Origin of the sequence: Azospirillum sp. Sh1, from assembly GCF_008365135.1 — a bacterium.
GTDB classification, from domain to species: Bacteria; Pseudomonadota; Alphaproteobacteria; order Azospirillales; family Azospirillaceae; genus Azospirillum; species Azospirillum oryzae.
Map to the genome: position 1 here is coordinate 1 of NZ_VTTK01000026.1, position 22,141 is coordinate 22,141.

Sequence of the window (22,141 nt, forward strand, 5' to 3'; positions counted from 1 at the left end):
GGTGTTTTTGTCAGGTGGGCGGGGGGGGGGGGGGCGGGAGGGTGTGAAGATGGAGGAGACCATGGGGGGGGGGCCCCCCCCCCCCCCGGGGGGGGGGGGGGGGGGGGGGGGGGGTCGCGCGGCGGCCCTTTACCGAGAATCCACCCTGTGCTTCCCCCTCACCCCGACCCTCTCCCCGGGGGGGAGAGGGGGGTAAGTGAAAAGAGGATTTACGTGACGGATGAAGGTCTGATGGACAGGGAAGGACGGCGGATCGTGCTGCACGGTCCGGAAGGGTTCGAGGCGGTGCGGAAGGCCTGCCGGCTGGCGGCCGAGACGCTGGACTACATCGCGCCCTTCGTGGTGCCGGGGGTCAGCACCGGTCGGCTCGACACGCTGATCGAGGAATTCCAGCGCGACCGCGGCGGCATTCCAGCGACGCTGGGCTATCAGGGCTATCCGGCCAGCAGCTGCATCTCGCCCAACCATGTCGTCAACCACGGCATCCCCAGCGACGACAAGAAGCTGGTCGAGGGCGACATCGTCAACATCGACGTCACGGTGATCCTCGACGGCTGGTACGGCGACAGCAGCCGCATGTATTTCGTCGGCGAGAAGATCGGCGTGAAGGCGCGCAAACTGGTCGACCTGACCTATCGCTGCATGATGGCCGGCATCGCCCAGGCCAAGCCGGGCAATCATCTGGGCGACATCGGCCATGCCATCCAGACGATGGCGGAGGCGGCGCGCTGCTCCGTCGTGCGTGATTTCGGCGGGCACGGCATCGGTCAGGTCTTCCACGGCGCCCCGCATGTCGACCATTTCGGCAAGCCCGGCACCGGTGTGGAACTGCGCCCCGGCATGATCTTCACGGTGGAGCCGATGATCAACGCCGGCCGGCCGGAGGTGAAGATCCTCTCCGACGGCTGGACCACGGTCACCCGCGACCGTTCGCTGTCGGCGCAGTTCGAGCACCAGATCGGCATCACCGAGGACGGCTGCGAGATCTTCACGCTCTCCCCCGCCGGCTTCACCCAACCTCCTTATGGGCCGCCCTATGGGAACGCCGCATGAGCGACGACCAGAAGCCGTGGGAGGTGGTGGACAGCCGCGAGTTGCTGGACGCCAGCCCGTACCTGAAGGTGCGGGCGGAGACGGTGCGGCTGCCGGACGGGCGGACGGTGGAGAATTTCTATCAGCTGGACCAGCCCGACTTCGCGCTGATGTATGTCGAGACCGAGGACGGCCGGGTGGTGATGCTGCGCACCTACAAGCATGGGGCGCGGCGCGTCAGCCTGACCTTCCCGGCCGGCGCCATCGACCCCGGCGAGGAGCCGCTGGAGGCCGCCAGGCGCGAACTGCTGGAAGAGACCGGCTATGTCGCCGACGACTGGACGGCGCTGGGCGGCTTCGTCGTGGGGGCGAACTCCAAGGGCAGCACCTGCCACATGTTCCACGCCAGGGGCGCCCGCAAGGTGGCGGAACCGGATCTGGGTGACCTGGAGGACATGCGGATCGAGCTGCACAGCGCCCGCGATCTGATCGACGCGGCGGCGCGCGGCGATTACGCGGTTCTGCCGGTGATCGCCATGCTGGGGGCGATGCTGATGCCCGAACTGCGCGAGGGGCTGGGCATGGCGGCGCGGACGCGGTCGGTGTAAAAGGAAGGGCGACTTTTCACCGACCGGGAGGGCGGGCATGGCCCTGCGCAAACACCGCCGGATGACACTGGACGAGTTTCTCGCCTGGGAGGAGCGGCAGGACAGCCGCCACGAATTCCTCCAGGGCGAGATCGTCGCCATGGTCGGCGGGACGGTCGCCCACAACCAGATCTCCGGCAACATCTACGCCGCCCTGCGCGCGGCGCTGCGCGGCTCCCCCTGCCGGGCGTTCCAGGAGACGATGCGGATCCTGGCCGACGAGTCGGTGTTCTATCCGGACGTCTTCGTCACCTGCGCTGCGCTGGACGACCGCGACCAGCTGGCGACCGAGCCCATGGTGATCGTCGAGGTGCTGTCGGACAGCACGTCGAGCTACGACCACACCACCAAGAGCGCCGCTTACCGCACCCTGCCCTCCCTGACCCAATATGTGCTGGTCCATCAGCGCGTGGCGGTGGTGGAAAGCTTCCGCCGGGCGGGCGACGGCTGGACGCACGAATTGATCTCCGGGCGGGAGGGCGCGCTGTCGATCCCGGCGCTGGAGGTGACGCTGCCGCTGTCCACGATCTATGAGGACACGCGGGTGACCTTCGACCTGACCATCCATATGGGCGACACCGACGATGCCTGAACACGCCTTGTCCGCCGAGCGGCTGATCGAGTTGTTGGGGCTGCAGCCGCATCCGGAAGGGGGCTGCTACGTCGAGACCTATCGGGCGCCGGGGGATGGCGGGCGCGGGGCGGTCACCGCGATCTATTTCCTGCTGCGGGCGGGGGAGCGGTCGCATTGGCATACCGTTGATGCCGTGGAGATATGGCTCTGGCATGGCGGGGCACCACTGGAGCTTTCGATTTTCGAAGAGGGCGGCGCGGTCGAGCGCCGCAGGCTGGGAATGGACCTCGTCGGCGGCGAACGGCCGCAGGCGGTGGTGCCGGTCGGGGCGTGGCAGGCGGCGCGGAGCCTCGCCGAAGGGCCGGACGGCTGGTCGCTGGTGAGCTGCACCGTGGCGCCGGCCTTCGAGTTCGCCGGGTTCAGGATGGCGCCGGAGGGCTGGGAGCCGGGGGAGGATTTGTGAGGGGCGGATGATCGCCCGCCCTCCCCCGGTGTTCAGGCCGCTACGGCATGCACACATTTCCAATCATTGCTAATCCTCTGGAATAAAAGGAACTTCCCGTCATCCCCGCGGAGGCGGGGATCCAGAGTTTCCAGTGCAAAGGCTTGCCAAGTCTGGATTCCCGCCTTCGCGGGAATGACGGCCGAAGAAGTGATGTTATTCCAACACTTTACATGACGCTGAGATCTGTGCTTGCCATAGGTTCAGGCCGGGAGAGGGGGGCTCGCGGTTCAACGCCGCACGTCAACCCTCCTCAAACGAACCCCTCATAGACCACCTCGGTCATCATTCCCGTCTCCATGTGCAGCAGGTTGTGGCAGTGCAGCGGCCAGCGGCCGGGGTTGTCGGCGTCGAAAGCGACGGTCACGCTGGCCATCATCGGCACCAGAACGGTGTCGCGCACCGCACCCGCCACCGGCCGGCCATCGATCGCCACCACCTGGAAATGGTGGCCGTGCAGGTGCATCGGGTGCGCCATCATCGACGCATTCTCGAAGGTCAGCTCCACCCGCTGGCCCTGGCGGACCAGCAACGGCCGGTGCTCGCCGAAGGTCTTGCCGTCCAGGCTCCAGACATAGGGCATCATCGACCCGGTCAGTTGCATCCGCCGCGTCTGGTCGGCCGCCCGCACCGCCAGCGGCGTCACGGCGCCCAACCGGCGTTCTAGCGACAGGTCCAGCGCATCGGTCACCGCCTGCCCGGTGTCGGCGACCTTCTCCACCGCCGCACCGGGGGTGGCAAGGATGATGCCGGTGCGCTGCACCGCGCCTTCGCGCAGGGCCAGGATCGGGAAGGCGCCGCCGTCGGCGGGTAGGGTCAGGCGGATGTCGAGCCGCTGCCCCATCGACAGGCCGAAACGGCTGCCCGGCACCGGATGCACCGGGTTGCCGTCGGCGGCGATCACCTGTCCGCTCAGGCGCCCGAGGTCGAGATGGAAGGCAGTGGAGGTGGCGCCGTTGATCACGCGCAGCCGCACCCGCCCGCCCCGCTCCACCCGCACCACCTGCGGATCGGCAAGGGTGCGGTCGTTGGCGAGATAGGCGTCGTAATCGATGTCGTTCAGGTCCATCGCCATGCCGCCGGACATGCCGACCATGTCATGGCCGTTGCCCTGCGCCGGGGAGCCGTGACCCATGGAGCCGTGGTTCATAGAGCCGTGGTTCATGGCCCCCTGCCCCATGCCGCCAGTACCATGCCCGCCATGCCCTCCATGCGCCATCCCGCCGGACGACCCGCCCAGCGACGCCAGAAGCTCGGCCGGGTCGCGGAAGGTGAAGTCGTGCAGCAGGATGACCACCTCCTGCTCGTCGGCGCGGAGATCCTCGTCGCTGCGGACCACCAGCGGGGCGGCCATCAGCAGCTGTTCCTGCATCCCGTGGTGGGAGTGCATCCAATGGGTGCCGGTGCGCGGCGCGAAGTCGTAGCGGACCGTCAGGCCATCGCGGATCGTCGGCCGGTTCATGTCGGCGACGCCGTCCTGGACATAGGGCGGGGTCTGGCCATGCCAGTGGATGACGGTGTCCTCCCCGGCCCTGTTCGTCAGGTCGACCAGGAAGCGCCGGCCGGGATCGAGGGTCAGCCCATGCGTGCCGTCGGGCTGGCGGATGCCGAACATGCTGGCGGCCTTACCGTTCACCTCCAGGGTGCGGCGCTCGACGGTCAGGCGGACGGCATCGCCGGCAGTTGGGCCGGCGGTGGGGCCGGCGGTTGGGCCGGCGGCAGGGTCGACAGCCGGGCCGGCAGCCAGGACGGAGCGGGGAAAGGCGGGCAGCAGGGCGGCACAGCCGCCGGCCACCGCCGTGGACAGCAGACGGCGGCGGGAAAGCGCGAGAGTCATGACGGACTCCGGATGTTCTGGGGAAAATGGGACGGATGGCGGCGCCGCTCAGGACCGGCAACGCAAGGACATCATCCCAGCCGGGGCGGCGGCAGATCGGGCCGCCGGCCCAGCCCCTCGCGCAGCGGCCCGGCGGCCCAGACCAACCGCGGCCCCGCCGATCCGAGCGGCGACGCCAGCTCGGCGCCCGGCAACCCCACCGGCACGGCGGCGCAGGCCATTCCGGCGCAGCAGGGCTGCACCGCATGGTGTGGCCGGCCCGGCGCCTGCCGGCCATGGTCGATCCTGTTCGCGTCCATCGCATGCGAATTGGCGCGCGACGTGACAGCAGCCGGTGAACCCGGCCGCTCGTGCGGGCACGCGGCGGCGGCGGCACCCGACCACAACAGAAGGCCGAGCATCACGAGGACCATCGCCCCCGCGACACCGCCCAACCTCCGCATCCAGTCGGCGACGCGCATCGGCACCGCACCGCTCCCGCTTGTTGTCAGCCTTTTCAGATAGGCCCGAGGGCCGAACCGGTCAACCACCCCCGACCGCAGGACAAGCCCTCTACCCCTTCGGTCCTAGGCGCTTTCCCGAGCATGGAACTGCAACACACCGCCCCTATATTGGCGCTCACCCGAAACCAGCCCGAACTCTTCCAGATGTCCGCCCCCGCCCGTCCGGCCAATTTCCCGCACACCGCGACCCGCCAGCTGCATTGCGCCTGCTGCGGCCGTCCCTTCGTCCGTCCGTCCACGCGGGGACCGGCGCCGCTCTATTGCTCGGTGGATTGCCAGAAGCAGATGCGGGTCCGCACGCGGGTGTGGAGCCAGCGCGACGACGCCCCCTTCGGCCTGCGCCGCGCGTCCTAGCCCGTTTATCTTATCTCGACGGTCGCGCTGTCGCTGCGGCCGTCGGCGTCCAGCACGGTCACCCGCACCACCCCCGGCCCCGCCGGCCGCCACAGCACCTCGCGCGCGATGGGCGACTGGGCGATGCGCCGGCCGTCGATCAGCCAGGACAAAGGGCGCCGCCCGCCGCTGGCGGTCAGGGTCATCGGCTCCCCCCTGCCGTCCGGCCCCAGCGCCTCCAGAACCATGTCGCTGACCGGGAAGGTCAGGCGCAGCCGGTCGGTCTGTCGCGGTCCCGCCAGTTCCACCTCGCCCGGCCGCAGGCGGCGCAGCAGTTCCGGCGGCGCGTCGTTGCGCACCGGCCCGGCGGGGCGGCCGCGCTCGGCCGGCAGCAGGTCGAACACCTCGAACAGCAGCGGGGCGGCGGTGTTGCGGCCGTAATGGTCGGGGCTGGGCGTGCCGTCCGGCCGGCCGACCCACACCCCCACCGTGTAACGCCCGGTGACACCGAAGGCCCAGGCGTCGCGGAAGCCATAGCTGGTACCGGTCTTCAGCGCCACCGGCCCGCTGCCGCGCAGCTCCTGCGCCTGCACCACGCCCGGCGGCGGCGGGGAGCCTTCCAGGATCGCCCGCACCTGCTGCGCCGCAGTCGCCGACAGCAGCCGATGGTCCGGCCCGCCCTGCTGCTCCACCAATGTGCGCAGCGGCGCCACCATCCCGTCGCGCGCCAGCCCGCTGTAGAGAGTCGTCATGTCCCACAGGCTGATCGACGCCCCGCCGAGCGCCACCGGCAGCCCCGGCAGCGCCGCGCCGCTCGGCAGCACCAGCCGGGATCCTGCCTTGCGCAGCGCCTCGGCGAAGCGCAGCGGCCCGACGCGGTCGAGCACCAGCACCGCCGGCACGTTCAGCGAGCGCTGCAACGCCTCCATCACCGTCAGGTCGCCGGTGAAGCTGCGGTCGAAATTGCGCGGCGCCCAGTCGCCGAAGCGGGTGGAGACGTCGGCGATCTGGGTCAGCGGGTGGATGATGCCGTCGTCGAAGCCCAGCCCATAGATGAAGGGCTTCAGCGCCGACCCCGGCGAGCGCACCGCCCGCACCATGTCGATCGGTCCCTGCCGGGTCTCGTCCAGCGCGTCGGGACTGCCGAGATAGGCCAGGACCGAACGGTCGCGGTTGTCCACCACCAGCACCGCCAGCCCGGCCTGCGGGTTCAGCGTCTCCGCCGCCCGGCGGGCCATCGCTTCGATGGCGTGCTGCAGCGTGCCGTCGATGGTGGTGGCGACCACCGGCCGGTGGGGATCGGCGTTGCGCAGCCGGTCGGCCAGATGCGGGGCCGAGGCCGGCAGGGACAGGCGGGCCGCGGGCACCGGCAGGGTCTTCGCCTCCGCCACCGCCTTGGGCGGCAGCGCGCCGGCTTCCGCCACCCGGTCCAGCACCTTGTCGCGCGCCGCCTGCGCCCGCGCCGGATAGCGGTCCGGCCGCAGGCGGGAGGGCGATTGCGGCAGCGAGACCAGCAGCGCCGCCTCCGCCGCGTCCAGCTCCACCGGCGCCTTGCCCAGCAGCATCAGCGAGGCGGCGCGGATCCCCTCGATGTTGCCGCCATAGGGGGCGAGCGTCAGGTACATGCCGAGGATGTCGCGCTTGCCGAAGCGCCATTCCAGCTGCGCCGCCCGCGCCGCCTCGATCAGCTTGGCGGTGAAGGTGCGCGGACGCGGCTCCAGCAGGCGGGCGACCTGCATGGTGATGGTGGAGGCGCCGGAGACCACCCGCCCCGCTCCCAGATTCTGTGCCGCCGCCCGCAGCACCGCCAGCGGATCGACGCCGGCATGGCTTTCGAACCGCCGGTCCTCATAGGCCAGCAGAAGCTCGACGAACAGCGGCGACACGTCGTCCACCGTCGCCGGCAGCCGCCACGCCCCCGCGCCGTTGGTGAAGATGCGCAAAGGCTGGCCCTTGCGGTCGGTGACGGTCACCGAAAGGTCGGCCAGCCGGTCCAGCGGCGGCGGGAACAGCCGGTCGAGCGCCAGCGCCGTCCCCATCAGGGCGGCGACGCCCGCCGCGGCAAGCGCCGACCGCCGCACCCAAAGCTTACGCACCCAAACCCGCGCCAATCGTCACTCCGCCGGATGGACCGTGATCCGCCCGGTGGTCTGGCGGGCGAAGAAGCGCGGCTTGTACATGTCCTCCACCGTGGCGCCCGGCAATTCATAGGTGCCGGGGGTGATGGCGCGGACGATGAAGGCCAGCTTGAAGGTCTGCTGATCCTCCGTCAGGTCCACCGCGGCGACATAGCGGTCGTCGCGCGCCTCGGTCGTGCGGGTGTAGCTGAGATCGCCCAGCCACTGCATCTCCTCCGGCGTGCCGCCGCCCAGCTTGGCGTTCTCGATCTCCCAGCCGGCGGGCAGCGCGTGGGTGACCATGCCCTGGTGGAACAGCTTGGTGTTGGCCTCGCCCTCCAGCACGACGACGAAGACGTCGTTCTGCTTGATGCCGTCGAGGTTCAGCACCTCGCCCTTGCGGGTGAAGAAGTTGCGCTTGATGCGCAGCCCCTCGCGCGCTGCCGGCTGCGGCGCCACCGGCACTCCGGACAGCGACACCGCCTGCCACACCGCCGCCTTGCCGGCATTGGCGACCGGAATGCCGGCCTTCAGCTGGGCCAGCGTCGGGGTCAGATCGACCCGCGTCCCGTCCTTCTTCGCTCCGCCCAGCGTCACCTCCACCTTGGCCGGCGCGCCGCGCAGCAGGGCGTCGGCGGCCAGGACCGACCACGCCTTTTCCTGCGTGTTGGTGCGGCCGGCGGCGGTGGCGGAGGCCGGAAGCCGGTCGATCAGCGCCGGGATGCGGGTACCGGCCATGTCGACCTCGGTCATCAGCGCCACCAGCGCCGCGGAGTCGCGGACCGTGGAGCCGTAATCGACATGCCACTCTTCGCGCGCCAGATGGGAGACCGCACTGTCGAAGGCGCTGGCCGCCCGCTCCTTGTCGCCCATGCGGGCGAGCGCGGCGCCGAGTTGGCCCTTGGCGAGCGGGGTCGGCAGCTTCTCCAACGCGGTGTCGTGCAGGTAGCGCGCCGGACCCGGCAGCGACACGCCGGCCAGCGCCAGCGTATGCAGGGCATAGGCGCGCACCGCCAGATCCCCCGGCTCGCTCGCGCTGGCGATGGCGCGCTGGCGCAGCCAGGTCAGCGCGTCGGTCAGCGGCTTGTCCGGCACCGCCTCGCCCTTCTGCTTGGCGCGGACCAGGAACTCGGTGGCATAGGCGGTCAGCCAGCCGTCGGCCTCGTCATGGGCGCCCCACAGGCCGAAGGCACCGTCGAAGCGCTGCTTGTCGAGCGTGCGGGAAATCGCCTGCTGGACGCGAGCCTCCAGTCCGTCGTCCGGCTTGCGGTCCTTGCCCAGCGCCAGTTCGACGTCGCGCACCACCAGCAGCGGCAGGGCACGGCTGACCGTCTGTTCCAGGCAGCCGAACGGATAGCGGTCGAGCGCCCGCAGGATGCCGCCGACATCGAAGGGCGGCGCGGTGGTGAAGCTGGCCGACCAGTTGGCCGTCCCCGGCAGAAAGGTCGCCAGTTCCGCCCCGTCGAAGCGGACGCTCTCGCCGGGGGCGATCTGGCGGGTGAGGAACTGCGTCTCCACCGCGCGGGCCGGGCGGACGGTGATGCCGTAGTCGTGGCTCAGCGCCAGATTCTCCGGCCCTTTCACCGCCACGGCGACATGGCCGATGCCGGCGGCGACGCCCTTCAGCGGCACCACCAGCGTCTTGCGCTCGCCCTTCGCCAGCGGGACGGAGAGGGTGCCGCCCTCCACCGCCACTGCGTCCTGCGCGGTCACCGCCACCTCGTAGGTGCCGGCCGCCGCTTCGACATTGTGCAGCGACAGGGTCACGCGGCTGTCGTCGCCGGGGGCGAGGAAGCGGGGCAGGATGGCGTCGGCCACCAGCGGATCGCGCACCGTCACCGGCCCGGCGGCGGAGCCGACCCGGCCGCGGCTGTAGGCCACCGCCATCAGGCGAAGCTCGCCGTTGAAGTCCGGCACGTCGAAGCCGATCCGGGCGGTGCCGTCGGCGCCGACCTTCACCGGCCCGTGGAACAGCGAGACCACGGTGAAGGGCACCACCGGCAGCCCGGCGCCGCTGGAATCGCCGCCCTGGCGCATGGCGCCATAGGGGCCGTCGAGCGGGTCGATCAGCCGGCCGTAATCGTCGCGGATGTCCAACCCCAGCCGGCGCTTGCCGAAATAATGCTTTTCCGGCTGCGGGCTGGCGAAGTCGGTCAGCCGCAGGATGCCCTCGTCCACAGCGGCCAGCGTGACATAGGTGTCCTCGATCTTCCCGCCATCGGCGGCGGCGACCTTCACCCCGACCTCCAGCCGGCTGCGCGGGCGCATCACCTGCGGCGCGTCGAGCGCGACGGTCATCGTGCGCACCGACGGATCGACACCGACCCAGGCGACGCCCATGGCGCGCACCGGCTGGCGCTCCCGCCCCTTGACCGGCGGGCGGTAGGCGGTGGCGGTGACGTAGGCGCCGGGGCCCCAGGCGGCATCGACCGGGATTTCCACCGTCGCCCCTTCGGCCGGGACCGACAGGGTGCGGACGTCGAAGATGCGGTCGGTCGCCACCGTCACCAGCAACTCGCCGGCAAAGGGCGGCGCGATGCGGATGCGGGCGGTCTCGCCCGGCTTGTAGGACTGCCTGTCGGTCGAGACCTCCAGCTTGTCCGGGATGTCGGCGGTGTCGTCGCCGCTCGCCCAGCCGGAATAGAAGCGGTAGGAGCTGGCGACACCGGCCGCCTTGTCCGTCACCTCCAGCCGGTAGCGGCCGAAGTCGCGCTTGCCCAGCGCAACCTGCGCCGGCTTGTCGGCGCCGACATCGACGGTGCCGGAGGCCAGCGGCACGTCGCGCACCGAGGCGTTGTAGCTGTAGCGGCCGTCGCGGCGGAACCAGACGAAGGAAACCCGTTCCTCCACCAGCTCCCATTTGACGCCGGGCTTGGCGATGGCGCTGCCGTCCGGCGCCACGGCGACGAGGTCGAAGGCGGCCTCCGCCCCCTCGCCGATGCGGCCGTCGGAAAAGCGCGGGCGCAGGCCCAGCGCATAGGTCTTCGGCCGCACCGGGACCGAGACCGACTTCTTCACCGGGCGCCCGCCCGGCTCCGACAGGGTGACGCGGATGTCGGCGCGCAGCGGCTTGCTGGTGTCCGGCACCTCCGGCAGCGTCACGGCGACGTGCGAGACGCCCTGCTCGTCGGTGGTCGGGAACTCCAGCGGGTCGAGCCGCTCGGTCGGGTTGTCCTGCACCCGGCCGAAACGATAGTCCTTGAAGGCGGGATAGGGCATCGGGTCGGGCTTCAGCGCCACCTCGGCGGTGCCGTCCAGCCCGGCGGCCGGCGGGCCGTAGAGGAAGCGGCCCTGCGCCGTCACCTCGAAGGGCTGGCCCGGCACCAGGATCGGCGCGCTGGCGGTCACATCGAGCGCCAGCTTGACCGGCACGAAATCCTCGACCTGGAAGGAGCCGCGGCCGATCGGCTCGCCCTTCGGGTCGCCATAGACCAGCACCTCCCAGCCACCGAGCGGCGCGGTGCGGGTCAGGCTCAGCGGCAGGAAGAATCCGCCGGCCTCCTGCCCCTTCAGGGCACCGCTGTAATACTCGGTGCCGCTGGGGCGCAGGACCTTCACCGTCAGCGGGAAATTGTCGACCGCCTCCGTCTTGTCGTCGCGCAGCAGGATCGACAGGTTGACCGTCTCGCCCTGGCGGTAGACGCCGCGGTCGGAATAGACGAAGGCATCCATCGGCCCCGGCGTCGGACGCCCGCCGACCCCGCGGTCGCTGAGGTCGAAGGCGGCGCCGGTCAGGTCCTGCATGGCGAAGTCGGTGCCGAGATAGGCCATCACCATCTCGGGCGCGTTGCCGCCGGTCTTCAGCAGGCCGGGCGCGAAGCGGGCGCGGCCGAACTCGTCGGTCTTCACCCGCGCCAGTTCGGTGTTGTTGCGTGCGACCAGCGCCACATCCACCCCCGGCAGCGGCTTGGCATTGCCGAAGGAGCGGGCGAACACGGTCAGCCCGTCGGCGCCGCGGAAGCTGGTCAGGCCGATGTCGGACAGCAGGACCCACTGGGTCGCCAGCGCGTCCCAGCGGTCGGCATCCTCCGTGTCATGCGGACGGGCGGTGACGACATAGAGGCCGGCCTTGGGATCGTCGCCCACCGCCTGGCGGAAGGGGATCGCGGCGGTGGTGTCGCGGTTGCGCTCGCCCTTCACGTCCAGCGTGCCGGTCCACACCAGTTCGCCATTCTCCTGGGCCAGCCGGTCGGCGGTATAGCCGGTCAGCTCGCTGAAGAGGCTGGCATCATATTTGTTGGAGACCAGCGCCCGGTCGGCGATGCGGTAGACCGAGACGTCGAGCCGGTCGGTGTTGACGCTGACCACCGGGATGCCGTCGGCACCCTTGCGCGGCAGGATGTAGGCGGACCCGCGGAAGGCCGCCATCGCCGGCCGGTCGGGCACGCGCACGCGCTGCGTCTCGTCCGCCTTCAACGCCACGCCGTCCTCGCCGGGCAGGCCCTGGCGCAGGGTGACGGTATAGCCGTTGCCATGGGTGACGCCGCGCAGGCACAGGCTGTTCTCGCGCGCCTCGATGGCAGTCTTGGTCGGCGGCTCCACCCGGACATAATCGTCGAAGCGCACGCCCTGCTTGCCGCTCAGCCGGTCGTTGAACTGGAAGCAGACGCGCGGGCTGCTGCCCTCGGCATTCACGGTGACGCCGGTCATCGCCAGCCCGGCCTTGCGGCGCATGGCGACGATGCGCTCCTCCAGTTTCGGCGCCTGGGTGTCGAGCGTCGCCACCTCCATCTTCGGCGCGATCTCCTGGATCGCCTTCAGCGCCTTCACCGCCTCGTCCGGCTTGCCGAACGCCTCGTCCATCAGCGTGGCGATGCGCCAGAGGATGGCGACGCGCTCCTCGTCCTTCGGGTTGAACTGCCCGGCCATGACGGCGCTTTGCAGCGCGCGGTCCTTGTTCGGCGGAGTGGCGGACATCCAGGCCGCGCTCAGCTCCAGCCAGACCGACGGCGAGCCGCCGCCCTGGGTGATGGTCTTCTCATAGGCCTGGATGGCGCCGGCCATGTCCTTGCGGTCGCGGGCGGCACGCGCCTGCTTCAGCAGGTCGGCGATCACCTGCGGCTTGGGCTGCGGCGGCGATTTCAGCAGAAGCCCGTTGGCATAGGCGGTGGCGTCCGACAGCGCCCCCGGCGGCGTGTAGTCGGCATGGACCGGACCGGCCGCAAAAACCATCACCACGAGGACCCAAAGCAGCGTCAGCAGCCGTGCCATCTTGTCGCCTTACAACCGGAAACCGAATCGAACCGGTTATAGCGCCGATAATCAGGCTGTTGCGATAGGCCGAACCGCCGATGCCACTTCTCGATAGGCAGCCAGATCCCCCTCTCCCCCCGGGGAGAGGGTCGGGGTGAGGGGGATGCATAGGGTGGAGTCGGTGGGGAACGGAGAGTGCGCGATCCTTGAAGTTCCTCGCCGCGCGTCCCCCTCACCCTCTCCCCGGGGGGCTATGGCATTCACACAATTCCAAGTATTGCTAAGCGTCTGGAACAAAAGGAGCTTTGCGTCGTCCCCGCGAAGGCGGGGATCCAGGAAACTCCGGAGATCAGCGGCGGATGTGGCTGGATTTCCGCCTTCGCGGGAATGACGGCCGACAAAATCGTTTTATTCCAATGTCTTACGTGACGCTGAGATGTGTGAATGTCATAGCCCCCGGGGGGGAGAGGGAATGTCGTCCACCGCCACGCGCACGAAGGCGCGCTCGGCAAGGCTGCGGTGGCGGTCGCGGTGGCGCAGCAGATGGAAGGGGCGGGACGGCAGGTCCAGACCCTCCAGCGCGACGATGCGGCCGGTGGCCAGATCGTCGGCCAGGATCAGGTCCGACAGCACGCTCGCCCCCACCCCGGCCAGCAGGGCCGCGCGGATGATGCAGCCGCCGGGCAATGTCATGGCGACATCCAGCCCGCCCGGATCCAGCCCAACCCCGCGCACCGCCGCCTCGAACAGCGCGCGGGTGCCGGAGCCGGGTTCGCGCAGGATCCAGCGCCCGGCCGCCAGCTCGTCCCGCCCCACCCGGCCAAGCCCGGCCCAGGGATGGCAGCCCCCCACCACCAGCCGCAGCCGGTCGCCCTCGACCGGCTCGCTGACCAGAGCCGAATCGGTCACCACCCCCTCGGCGATGCCCAGCTCGGCCCGGCCGTCGCGCACTGCCTCGGCCACCTGCTCGGTGTTGCCGATGGACAGGTCGACCCGGATGCCGGGATAGGCGGCGGCGAAGCGCAGCAGCCGCGGCGGCAGCCAGTGATTGCCGACCGTCTGGCTCGCCGCCAGCCGCAGCGCGCCGCGCGACAGGCCCGACAGCTCGGCCAGCATGGTCCCGGCCTCTTCCACCTTCGCCAGGATGGCGCGGGCCTGACCGTGGAGAAGCTGGCCGGCGGCGGTCAGTTCCACCCGCCGGCCGATGCGGTCGAACAGGCGCAGGCCATGCTCCGCCTCCAGCGCGGCGATGGCGGCGCTGACCGCCGGCTGCGACAGGTGCAGCACCTCGGCGGCACGGGTGAAATGCAGCATCTCCGCCACCGTGGCGAAGATGCGCAGCTGTTCCAGCGTCACGCGAACAGACCGGTGAAGGGCAGGAAATCGACCAGATCGCCGGGATTGACCGCGGTGGCCTCCGCCGGCATGTCGACCAGCCCGTCGGCCTCCACCATGGAGGTCAGCACGCCGGAGCTGTTGCTGGGGAACTTCACGGCGACCGGGCGCCCGTCGGCGCCGCGCTCCAGCCGGGCGCGCAGGAATTCGCGGCGGCCGGGCTTCTTGGTGAAGGTGAAGTCGGCGACCACCAGACTGCGCGGCGTGGCGATGCCGGTCGCGCCGGACAGGCGCAGCACCAGCGGCCGGCCGACCAGCAGGAAGGTCACCATCGCCGACACCGGGTTGCCGGGCAGCCCCAGGAAGGGCGTATCGCCGACGCGGCCCAATGCCAGCGGCTTGCCCGGCTTGATCGCCAGCGTCCACAAATCGATGGATCCCAGCGCGTTCACCGCCGCCTTGACATGGTCCTCCTCGCCCACCGAAACGCCGCCGCTGGTGACGATCAGGTCGCCACTGCCTGCCGCCTCGGCCAGGGCGGCGCGGGTGGCGTCCGACCGGTCGGGCAGGATGCCGAGGTCGCGCACCTCCACCCCCAGCGCATCGAGCTGGGCGGCCAGCGTGTAGCGGTTGGCGTCATAGATGGCATGGTCGGGCTTGGGCGTCCCCGGCTCCCGCAACTCGTCGCCGGTGGAGAACAGCACCACGCTCAGCCGCTTGCGCACGGTCAGGCTGGAGCGGCCGACCGCGGCGGCGAGCCCGACCTCCTGCGCGCGCAGGCGTTGGCCGGGATGCAGCACCACCGCGCCGGCGGTCATGTCCTCCCCCGCCGGACGCACGTTGGAGCCGCGTTTCAGCGCGCCCGGGACCAGCACGGCGTCGCCGTCGGTCCGACAATCCTCCTGCATCGCCACGGTGTCGACCCCGGCGGGGACCGGCGCGCCGGTGAAGATTCGCACCGCCGTTCCGGCCGCGACGGTCCCCTCGAACCGGGAGCCGGCCGGCACGCGCCCGACGACGTCCAGCCGCCGGAAGCCCTCCCCCGCCTCGGCGGCGTAGGCCCAGCCATCCATGGCGGAGACGTCGGCCGGCGGCACATTCACCGGCGCCACCACCTCCTCCGCCAGCACGCGGCCGAGCGCCTGGCGCAGCGCCACCTCCTCCGTCCCGGTCACCGCGCCATAGCCCTGCGCGACGCGCGCGACCGCCTCGTCCAGCGACAGGGGAATGGGGCCGTGTGCGGAGCAATCGTCCATGATCTCGGTGTCCTTAAAAAAGGTGTGGCGGCGCCCTTCCTATCGCCAACTGCAGCCCGCGACTTTGATCGGCGTCAAGGCTCTGTTTGGACATGGCGGCAATTCGGCCGATAATCGCCCTCTCCCGCCCCGGGAGAGGGAGGGGACCCACGCCGAAGGCGTGGGGTGGGTGAGGGATGGTCCGGACATGGATCCCATTATCCTTGGATCAACCCTCACCCTTCCCATGCTGCGCATGGGCCCCTTCCCTCTCCCGGGGCGGGAGAGGGAGTATGGTGCGGCGCCCCTGTTTGCGTTGCCGAACTCCTACGCCGTCTCGGCCCGCAGCCAGTCCAGATAGCCGGGATCGCCCCGCCCCAGCGCCAGTTCGACGACGCAAGGGCTGTCGTAGCTGTGCAGCTCGCGCACGCGGGCGGCCAGGCGGTCGAACAGGGAGGATCGCGTCTTGGCGATCAGCACCGCCTCGTCGGCCTGCTCCACCGCGCCGTTCCAGCGATAGACGGAGGTCATGCCGTCCAGCACGTTGGCGCAGGCGGCCAGCCGCTCCTCCACCAGAGCGCGGCCGATGCGCAGGGCCTCCTCCTTCGAACCGGCGGTGATGTAGGCGAAGACCAGATCGTCGTTATGGGTTTCCGCACTCGTTTCCGGCATGGGGAAAGCCACCTCCTTTTCGATGCACCTGTGCGACGCTTTCGCGTAGGATGCCCGCACTTTGCCACAGCCCCCATGGGGGCCGGCAATCCCCTGTCCGATCCCGTATCCGCAAGAGCAGCCCGTCCCATGGCCAAGTCCCGCCGTTCCTCGTCCCGCAGCGCCCCGTCCGACGTTCAGGGGGCATGGCTGCGCCGCGGGCTGGACCAGCCGGGCGGCAAGCTGCCGCTGTTCGACGAGCGCGGCCAGCGGGTGAAGAAGGCGACGGTGGAAGCCTGCCTGAAGGCCGGCTGGGCGGAGCGCTGGTTCGACAATCCGCTGAAGCCCGACTGGCTGGTCTGCCGCCTGACCGAAACCGGCCGCACGGCGCTGGACGGCCATGGCCGCGGCGACGCCGCCCCGGTCGGCGAGCCGCAGGACGACGCGCGGCAAGGCGCGCTGATTTAGAAGAGAAAAGCGGCGATCGGCCCGAAAGCGCCGCCTACTGTGCCGCCGCTTCCGCCAAGCCGTTCCCGCGCTTGATCCGCAACTGCCGGCTCACCTCCGCCTGGAGCTGGCGCGGGGTCACCGGCTTGTGCAGGACGGCGACGCCGTGGGCGGAGGCATCGGCCAGGGTATCGGCGCCGGTCTCGCCGGTCAGGATCAGGGCGGGAACCTCAGCCCCATAGCGTGCGCGCACGCGGCGGATCACCTCGGTGCCGACGCGCCCTTCGCGCAGGCGGTAATCGGCGATGACGATGTCGGGGACCCGCCCCAGCGACTCCAGCCGGTCCATCGCCCGGTCGGCGCTGTCCGCGGCGACGACGCGGAAACCCCATTCGGTCAGCACCGACTGCAAGCCCAGCAGCACCACCGCGTCGTCGTCGACCAGAACCGCCAGCCGCGGCCGGTCGATGGCCGGCGGCCGTTCCGGACCACCCGGCCGTCCGGCCAGGAAGCGGGCCGGGGCCAGCGGCACCAGGACGCGGAAGGCCGACCCCTGCCCGTGCACCGACCGGACCTCGACGGGATGGTCGAGCAATTGCGACAGCCGCCGGACGATGGCGAGCCCCAGCCCCAGCCCGCGCAGCCGGTCGCGCTCCGGATTGCTGACCTGATGGAACTCTTCGAAGATGCGGTCGAGATGTTCGGGCGGGATGCCGATGCCGGTGTCCTGCACCTCGATCGCCAGCCGGTCGCCGCCCGGCGCGGCGTCGATGCGGCAGCGGATGCGGATCGCGCCGGCCTCGGTGTAGCGCAGGGCGTTGTCGACGAGATTGCGCAGCAGCTGCATCAGCAGGCCGCGGTCGCTGCGCAGGACCGCCTCGCAGCTCTCCACCCGCCAGACCAGCCCCTTGGCGGTCGCCTGCTCGCCATAGGCGGCGTCGAGCGCATCGGTGATCTCGCTGATCTCGAAGGTGTCCAGCACCGGCGTCACCACGCCCGCTTCCAGCCGCGACACCTCCAGCAGCCCGTCGAGCAGGCCCTTCATGGTGTCGAGCCCCTGGTCGAGCCGGGACAGCAGATCGCGCCCGTTGTGGTCGCCGACATGGCGGGCGAGTGCGGCGGACAGGAAGAACAGGGCCTGGAGCGGCTGGCGGAGGTCGTGGCTGGCGGCGGCGAGGAACTTCGATTTCGCGAGATTTGCGCGCTCGGCTTCCTCCCGGGCGGCATCGCGCTCCGCTTCCAGCGACTGAAGGCGATGAATGAGACTCATGCTTCGTCCACGGCTCTCACGGAGGATGATGGGGTTCCCGAAGGCGCCCCGTTTCCATTTTCGAACAGAACCGGGGTTAATGTTAAACTGCATTAACCATAATCATGCTGCAGCGCGCAACCCCTCCCAGGCATATGCGCCGCATGGGCAGGGTACATGAAGAAAAGGTTAATGGTGGTTCATATGCGAAAGCCCCGGCATTCTTCCGGGGCTTTCCGCATTCGGGACTCGTTCGGCCGCCCTGCGCCAAACGCCATGGGCAAACCTTTCGATATCCGCGCCTTCCGATTTTCGGGCCAGCTGGCGCCGCGTCCTCAGAACCCCCGGCGAACCGCCATGTGGATTTCGCCGCGGGTCAGTCCGATGTCGGACAGTTCGGCATCGGACATATGGTGCAGCTCATCTTCCGCACGGTGAAGTTCAATCCGTTCGCGGACCCAATGAACGACACGTTGAAAGAGGGTGCTTTCCTTTGTTCCGGCGGCAAACAATTCACCGGACGAAGACTGCATCGAAGAGTAGGCCATGTTGATCTCCTGCGCTTGGCACCGATTACATGAGCCTATTTTGCCTTTTGCACCTGCGAAATCAATGGCCGACCCTCTGCGGCCCGGCGTCGGCAGACCTGCGCGAATTCGATAGAACATTCGTGGGCAAATCAACGCGGGCATAAAAAAACGCGCGGGGGTCTCCCCCCGCGCGTCTTTCGGAACAACGGCTTAAGCGCCGATCCGCTTACTTCACGCTGACTTTGCGCGACAGGTTGTGGTGCGCCTCGATGTAGCGGACCGTGCCCGACTTGGAGCGCATGATGACCGAGTGGGTGTAGGCGCCGCCCGGGAAGCGGCGGACACCCTTCAGCATGGCGCCGTCGGTGACGCCGGTGGCGGCGAACATGACGTTGCCGCGCGCCAGCTCATGCAGGCTGTACTTCTTGTCGAGGTCGGTGACGCCCCACTTGGCGGCGCGGGCCTTCTCGTCGTCGTTGCGGAACAGCAGACGGCCCTGGAACTGACCGCCGATGCAGCGCAGGGCCGCGGCAGCCAGCACCCCTTCCGGCGCACCGCCGGAGCCGACATACATGTCGACGCCGGTGCCGGCCTGGCTGGTGGCGATGACGCCCGACACGTCGCCGTCGTTGATCAGCATGATGCGGGCGCCGGCTTCACGGACGCGGGCGATCAGCTCGGCATGGCGCGGACGGTTCAGGATGCAGACCAGCAGCTCCTGCACCTCGGTGCCCTTGGCGGCGGCCAGCGCCTTCAGGTTGTTGGCCGGCGTCTCGTCCAGATCGACGATGTTGTCCGGCAGGCCGGCGCCGACGGCGATCTTGTCCATGTAGACGTCGGGGGCGTTCAGGAAGCCGCCCTCCTCCGCCATGGCGATCACGGCCAGCGAGTTCGGGCCGCCGGTGGCGCAGATGGTGGTGCCTTCCAGCGGGTCGAGCGCAATGTCGACCTTCGGGCCAGAGCCGATGCCGGCACCGACCTTCTCGCCGATGTAGAGCATCGGGGCTTCGTCGCGCTCACCCTCGCCGATCACCACGGTGCCGTCGATGTAGAGCGTGTTGAGAGCCTGGCGCATGGCGTCGACCGCGGCCTGGTCGGCCAGCTTCTCGTCGCCGCGGCCCATCAGCAGCGAGGCCGACAGCGCGGCGGCCTCGGTCACGCGGACGGCCTCCAGCGCGAGGTTGCGGTCCATATGGGACAGATCGACATGCGTAGACGGCGTAGACATCGTGTGCTCCCCCCGACTCTTCGGTCGTATCAGGCTGATATTGGTTATTGTGGGAAACGGGGCAGGTCAGGACTGTCCTGTTCGGGAAAGGGCTTAGAACTGCCTATCAGAACTGTTCAATCCGGATCATCCGCGGCGGCTCCAGCACGTTGTCGCTGGCCGCGATGGTCGCAAGCGCGCGCTGCATGGCCGCCTCGTCGGTGTCATGGGTGGTGAGGACCACCGGAACGCCTTCGTCCGGCGAACGGCCACGCTGCAGGAACTGCTCCATGGAGACGTTCTGGTCGCGCATCGCCGCTGCGATATCCGCTATCACACCGGGGCGGTCCACGACCATCAGGCGGACGTAGTACGACCCGCGGCGCGATTCCATCGGCGACGGGGTTGCCGCGCCCAGCCGATCGGCCGGAACGCCGAAGGTGGGCGTAGACCGCCCGCGGGCGATGTCGATCAGATCGGCCACCACCGCCGACGCGGTCGGGCCGGCACCGGCGCCGCGGCCGACGAACAGCACGCGGTCAGCGAAATCGGCCTGCGCCACCACGGCGTTGAACACGCCGTCGACCGACGCGATGGGCGCGTTCTTCGGCACCATGCAGGGATGCACGCGCTGCTCGACGCCCTTGTCGGTGCGCCGGGCGATGCCCAGCAGCTTGATGCGGAAACCCAGCTGGTCGGCATAGTCGAAATCGACCGCCGAGACCTGCCGGATGCCCTCGATGTAGACGGCGGAGAAATCGACCGGCGTGCCGAAGGCGACGGAGGCCAGGATCGCCAGCTTGTGCGCGGCATCGACGCCGTCGATGTCGAAGCTGGGATCGGCCTCGGCATAACCCAGAGCCTGGGCATCGGCCAGCACATCGGCGAAGTCGCGGCCGGTGGTCCGCATCTCCGTCAGGATGTAGTTGCAGGTGCCGTTCAGGATGCCGTGGATTTCCGACACGGAATTGGCGGCCAGACCTTCGCGCAGCCCCTTGATGATCGGGATGCCGCCGGCCACCGCCGCCTCGAAGGCGACGGTCAGGCCGCGCGATTCGGCCTTTTGCGCGATCTCGGTGCCATGGACGGCCAGCAACGCCTTGTTGGCGGTGACCACATGCTTGCCGGTCTCCAGCGCCGTGGCGACGGTGTCGCGCGCCGGGCCTTCCGACCCGCCGATCAACTCCACCACCAGATCGGCGCCGGATTGGGCGGCCATGGCGACGGGATCGTCGAACCACTGCACGCGCGACAGGTCGACACCGCGGTCCTTGCCCTTGGAGCGCGCGCTGACCGCGACCACCTCGATCCGGCGGCCGCAGCGCTGTTCGATCAGCGAGGCTTGGGCGTCCAGCAGCTTCAGGACACCGGCGCCGACCGTACCAAGGCCGGCGACGGCGATTTTCAGGGGGGCTTGCTGGGCGTTCGGCATCAGGCTTTCGCTTTCTCGGATTCCAGAAGGGCGGCGCGGGCCACCGGGTCCTTGCTCGCCGCAACGCCGCCGGCGTTGGAACGGAAGAACTCCTTGATGTTGCGGGTCGCCTGACGGATGCGGTGGACGTTCTCCACCATCGCCAGACGGACATGGCCGTCGCCGTATTCACCGAAGCCGATGCCGGGCGCCACCGCGACCTCCGCCTGCTGCAGCAGCAGCTTGGAGAATTCCAGCGAGCCGAGATGGGCGAACTGCGGCGGGATCGGCGCCCAGGCGAACATCGACGCCTTCGGGCTCGGGACTTCCCAGCCGGCGGCGGCCAGCCCCTCGATCATCACGTCGCGGCGCTGCTTGTACATGTCGCGCACCTGCTGCACGCAGTCCTGCGGACCGTTCAGCGCGGCGGCGGCGGCGACCTGGATCGGCGTGAAGGCGCCGTAGTCCAGATAGGACTTGATGCGGGCCAGCGCGGTGATCAGCGTCTTGTTGCCGGTGGCGAAGCCGATGCGCCAGCCGGCCATCGAATAGGTCTTCGACATCGAGGTGAACTCGACCGCGATCTCGCGCGCTTCCGGGATCTCGAGGATTGACGGCGGCGGGTCGTTGTCGAAGAAGATCTCGGCATAGGCCAGATCGGACAGGATGTAGATGCCGTGCTTGCGGCAGAACTCGACGATCGGGCGGTAGAAATCCAGCCCGACCACCTCGGCCGTCGGGTTCGACGGATAGTTCAGCACCAGCGCCAGCGGCTTCGGCACGCTGTGGCGCACGGCGCGCTCCAGCATGATCATGAAGCTGTCGATGTCGGTCGACGCCCCGTTCTCCATGCCCACCGGCAGGTGACGCACCGAGGCGCCGGCCAGGATGAAGCCGAAGGGGTGGATCGGATAGCTGGGGTTCGGCACCAGGATGATGTCGCCCGGGCTGGTGATCGCCTGGGCGAGGTTCGCCAGACCTTCCTTCGAACCGATGGTGACGATGCACTCCGTCTCCGGATCGACATCGACGTTGAAGCGGCGCTTGTAATAGGCGGCATGGGCCTTGCGCAGGCCGGGGATGCCGCGGGAGTTCGAGTAGCGGTGCGTCTTCGGATCGCGCACGGCCTCGACCAGCTTGTCGACGATGTGCTGCGGGGTCGCCTGGTCGGGATTGCCCATGCCGAGGTCGATGATGTCGGCGCCATTGGCCCTAGCTCGCGCCTTCATCGCGTTCACTTCGGCGAAGACGTAGGGCGGCAGGCGCTTGATGCGATGGAATTCGTTGTTCGACATGGACGCTCCGGAAGACCGCTCCGGTCACGCCACGAACCCAAGA

At 69.7% G+C, this 22,141-nt stretch carries 18 protein-coding genes; 6 read left to right on the plus strand and 12 right to left on the minus strand.

The window, feature by feature from the left end; all coding sequences use genetic code 11:
• Nucleotides 1-231: 231 nt before the first annotated feature.
• Genes map through FZ029_RS22500 form a run of 4 tightly spaced genes read left to right on the plus strand, consistent with a single transcriptional unit; the run spans nucleotide 232 to nucleotide 2,716 of the window.
• Nucleotides 232-1,053 (plus strand): type I methionyl aminopeptidase, encoded by an 822-nt coding sequence (map, locus tag FZ029_RS22485; RefSeq protein ID WP_149272017.1) that lies wholly within the window; start codon nucleotides 232-234, stop codon nucleotides 1,051-1,053.
• Nucleotides 1,050-1,640, plus strand: a complete 591-nt coding sequence (locus tag FZ029_RS22490; protein WP_149272018.1) for an NUDIX hydrolase — start codon at nucleotides 1,050-1,052, stop codon at nucleotides 1,638-1,640. Before map ends, FZ029_RS22490 begins: the two co-directional genes overlap by 4 nt.
• A gap of 37 nt (nucleotides 1,641-1,677) precedes the next feature.
• Nucleotides 1,678-2,271: a Uma2 family endonuclease gene (locus tag FZ029_RS22495; RefSeq protein WP_149272019.1), complete on the plus strand. Its 594-nt coding sequence runs from the start codon at nucleotides 1,678-1,680 to the stop codon at nucleotides 2,269-2,271.
• Nucleotides 2,264-2,716, plus strand: coding sequence for a cupin domain-containing protein (locus FZ029_RS22500; protein WP_149272020.1), 453 nt, complete (start codon nucleotides 2,264-2,266; stop codon nucleotides 2,714-2,716). Before FZ029_RS22495 ends, FZ029_RS22500 begins: the two co-directional genes overlap by 8 nt.
• Before the next feature lie 292 nt (nucleotides 2,717-3,008).
• Here the strand turns inward: FZ029_RS22500 and FZ029_RS22505 are convergent, their stop codons facing one another.
• Both FZ029_RS22505 and FZ029_RS22510 read right to left on the minus strand, forming a co-directional pair.
• Nucleotides 3,009-4,592 carry a multicopper oxidase domain-containing protein gene (locus FZ029_RS22505; RefSeq protein WP_149272021.1) on the minus strand — a complete coding sequence of 528 codons (1,584 nt, stop codon included), beginning with the start codon at nucleotides 4,590-4,592 and terminating at the stop codon, nucleotides 3,009-3,011.
• 71 nt (nucleotides 4,593-4,663) lie between these two features.
• On the minus strand, nucleotides 4,664-4,891 hold the full coding sequence (locus tag FZ029_RS22510; RefSeq protein ID WP_149272022.1) for a hypothetical protein: 228 nt from the start codon (nucleotides 4,889-4,891) through the stop codon (nucleotides 4,664-4,666).
• A gap of 285 nt (nucleotides 4,892-5,176) precedes the next feature.
• Between FZ029_RS22510 and FZ029_RS22515 the strand changes: the two genes are divergently transcribed.
• Nucleotides 5,177-5,449 (plus strand): hypothetical protein, encoded by a 273-nt coding sequence (locus FZ029_RS22515; protein WP_246457480.1) that lies wholly within the window; start codon nucleotides 5,177-5,179, stop codon nucleotides 5,447-5,449.
• A 5-nt stretch (nucleotides 5,450-5,454) separates the two neighbouring features.
• Here the strand turns inward: FZ029_RS22515 and pbpC are convergent, their stop codons facing one another.
• The 5 genes from pbpC to cutA all read right to left on the minus strand — a co-directional run bounded on the left by pbpC (nucleotide 5,455) and on the right by cutA (nucleotide 15,980).
• On the minus strand, nucleotides 5,455-7,524 hold the full coding sequence (pbpC, locus tag FZ029_RS22520) for a penicillin-binding protein 1C (protein WP_247892448.1): 2,070 nt from the start codon (nucleotides 7,522-7,524) through the stop codon (nucleotides 5,455-5,457).
• An 18-nt stretch (nucleotides 7,525-7,542) separates the two neighbouring features.
• Nucleotides 7,543-12,756, minus strand: coding sequence for an alpha-2-macroglobulin (locus tag FZ029_RS22525; RefSeq protein ID WP_149272023.1), 5,214 nt, complete (start codon nucleotides 12,754-12,756; stop codon nucleotides 7,543-7,545).
• Between the two features lie 429 nt (nucleotides 12,757-13,185).
• The gene (locus FZ029_RS22530) at nucleotides 13,186-14,094 is read right to left on the minus strand and encodes a LysR family transcriptional regulator (RefSeq protein ID WP_149272024.1); all 909 of its coding nucleotides are present in this window, start codon (nucleotides 14,092-14,094) and stop codon (nucleotides 13,186-13,188) included.
• The gene (gene glp, locus FZ029_RS22535) at nucleotides 14,091-15,329 is read right to left on the minus strand and encodes a gephyrin-like molybdotransferase Glp (RefSeq protein ID WP_149272025.1); all 1,239 of its coding nucleotides are present in this window, start codon (nucleotides 15,327-15,329) and stop codon (nucleotides 14,091-14,093) included. The genes FZ029_RS22530 and glp overlap by 4 nt, the downstream gene beginning before the upstream one ends.
• Before the next feature lie 306 nt (nucleotides 15,330-15,635).
• Nucleotides 15,636-15,980, minus strand: a complete 345-nt coding sequence (gene cutA / locus FZ029_RS22540) for a divalent-cation tolerance protein CutA (protein ID WP_149272026.1) — start codon at nucleotides 15,978-15,980, stop codon at nucleotides 15,636-15,638.
• A 129-nt stretch (nucleotides 15,981-16,109) separates the two neighbouring features.
• On the opposite strand from cutA, the gene FZ029_RS22545 reads away from it, so the two are divergent.
• The gene (locus FZ029_RS22545) at nucleotides 16,110-16,427 is read left to right on the plus strand and encodes a hypothetical protein (protein ID WP_149272027.1); all 318 of its coding nucleotides are present in this window, start codon (nucleotides 16,110-16,112) and stop codon (nucleotides 16,425-16,427) included.
• A 34-nt stretch (nucleotides 16,428-16,461) separates the two neighbouring features.
• Here the strand turns inward: FZ029_RS22545 and FZ029_RS22550 are convergent, their stop codons facing one another.
• From FZ029_RS22550 to FZ029_RS22570, 5 genes are all read right to left on the minus strand, one after another.
• On the minus strand, nucleotides 16,462-17,676 hold the full coding sequence (locus tag FZ029_RS22550) for a hybrid sensor histidine kinase/response regulator (protein ID WP_149272028.1): 1,215 nt from the start codon (nucleotides 17,674-17,676) through the stop codon (nucleotides 16,462-16,464).
• A 314-nt stretch (nucleotides 17,677-17,990) separates the two neighbouring features.
• Nucleotides 17,991-18,203, minus strand: a complete 213-nt coding sequence (locus tag FZ029_RS33115; RefSeq protein WP_188052019.1) for a DUF1127 domain-containing protein — start codon at nucleotides 18,201-18,203, stop codon at nucleotides 17,991-17,993.
• Nucleotides 18,204-18,411: 208 nt separating this feature from the next.
• Nucleotides 18,412-19,413, minus strand: a complete 1,002-nt coding sequence (glpX, locus tag FZ029_RS22560) for a class II fructose-bisphosphatase (RefSeq protein ID WP_174757304.1) — start codon at nucleotides 19,411-19,413, stop codon at nucleotides 18,412-18,414.
• Nucleotides 19,414-19,519: 106 nt separating this feature from the next.
• Nucleotides 19,520-20,824: a homoserine dehydrogenase gene (locus FZ029_RS22565; protein ID WP_149272030.1), complete on the minus strand. Its 1,305-nt coding sequence runs from the start codon at nucleotides 20,822-20,824 to the stop codon at nucleotides 19,520-19,522.
• A complete protein-coding gene (locus FZ029_RS22570) occupies nucleotides 20,824-22,098 on the minus strand; it encodes an LL-diaminopimelate aminotransferase (protein ID WP_109151472.1) in 1,275 nt (424 codons plus the stop codon). The genes FZ029_RS22565 and FZ029_RS22570 overlap by 1 nt, the downstream gene beginning before the upstream one ends.
• Between the last annotated feature and the right edge of the window lie 43 nt (nucleotides 22,099-22,141).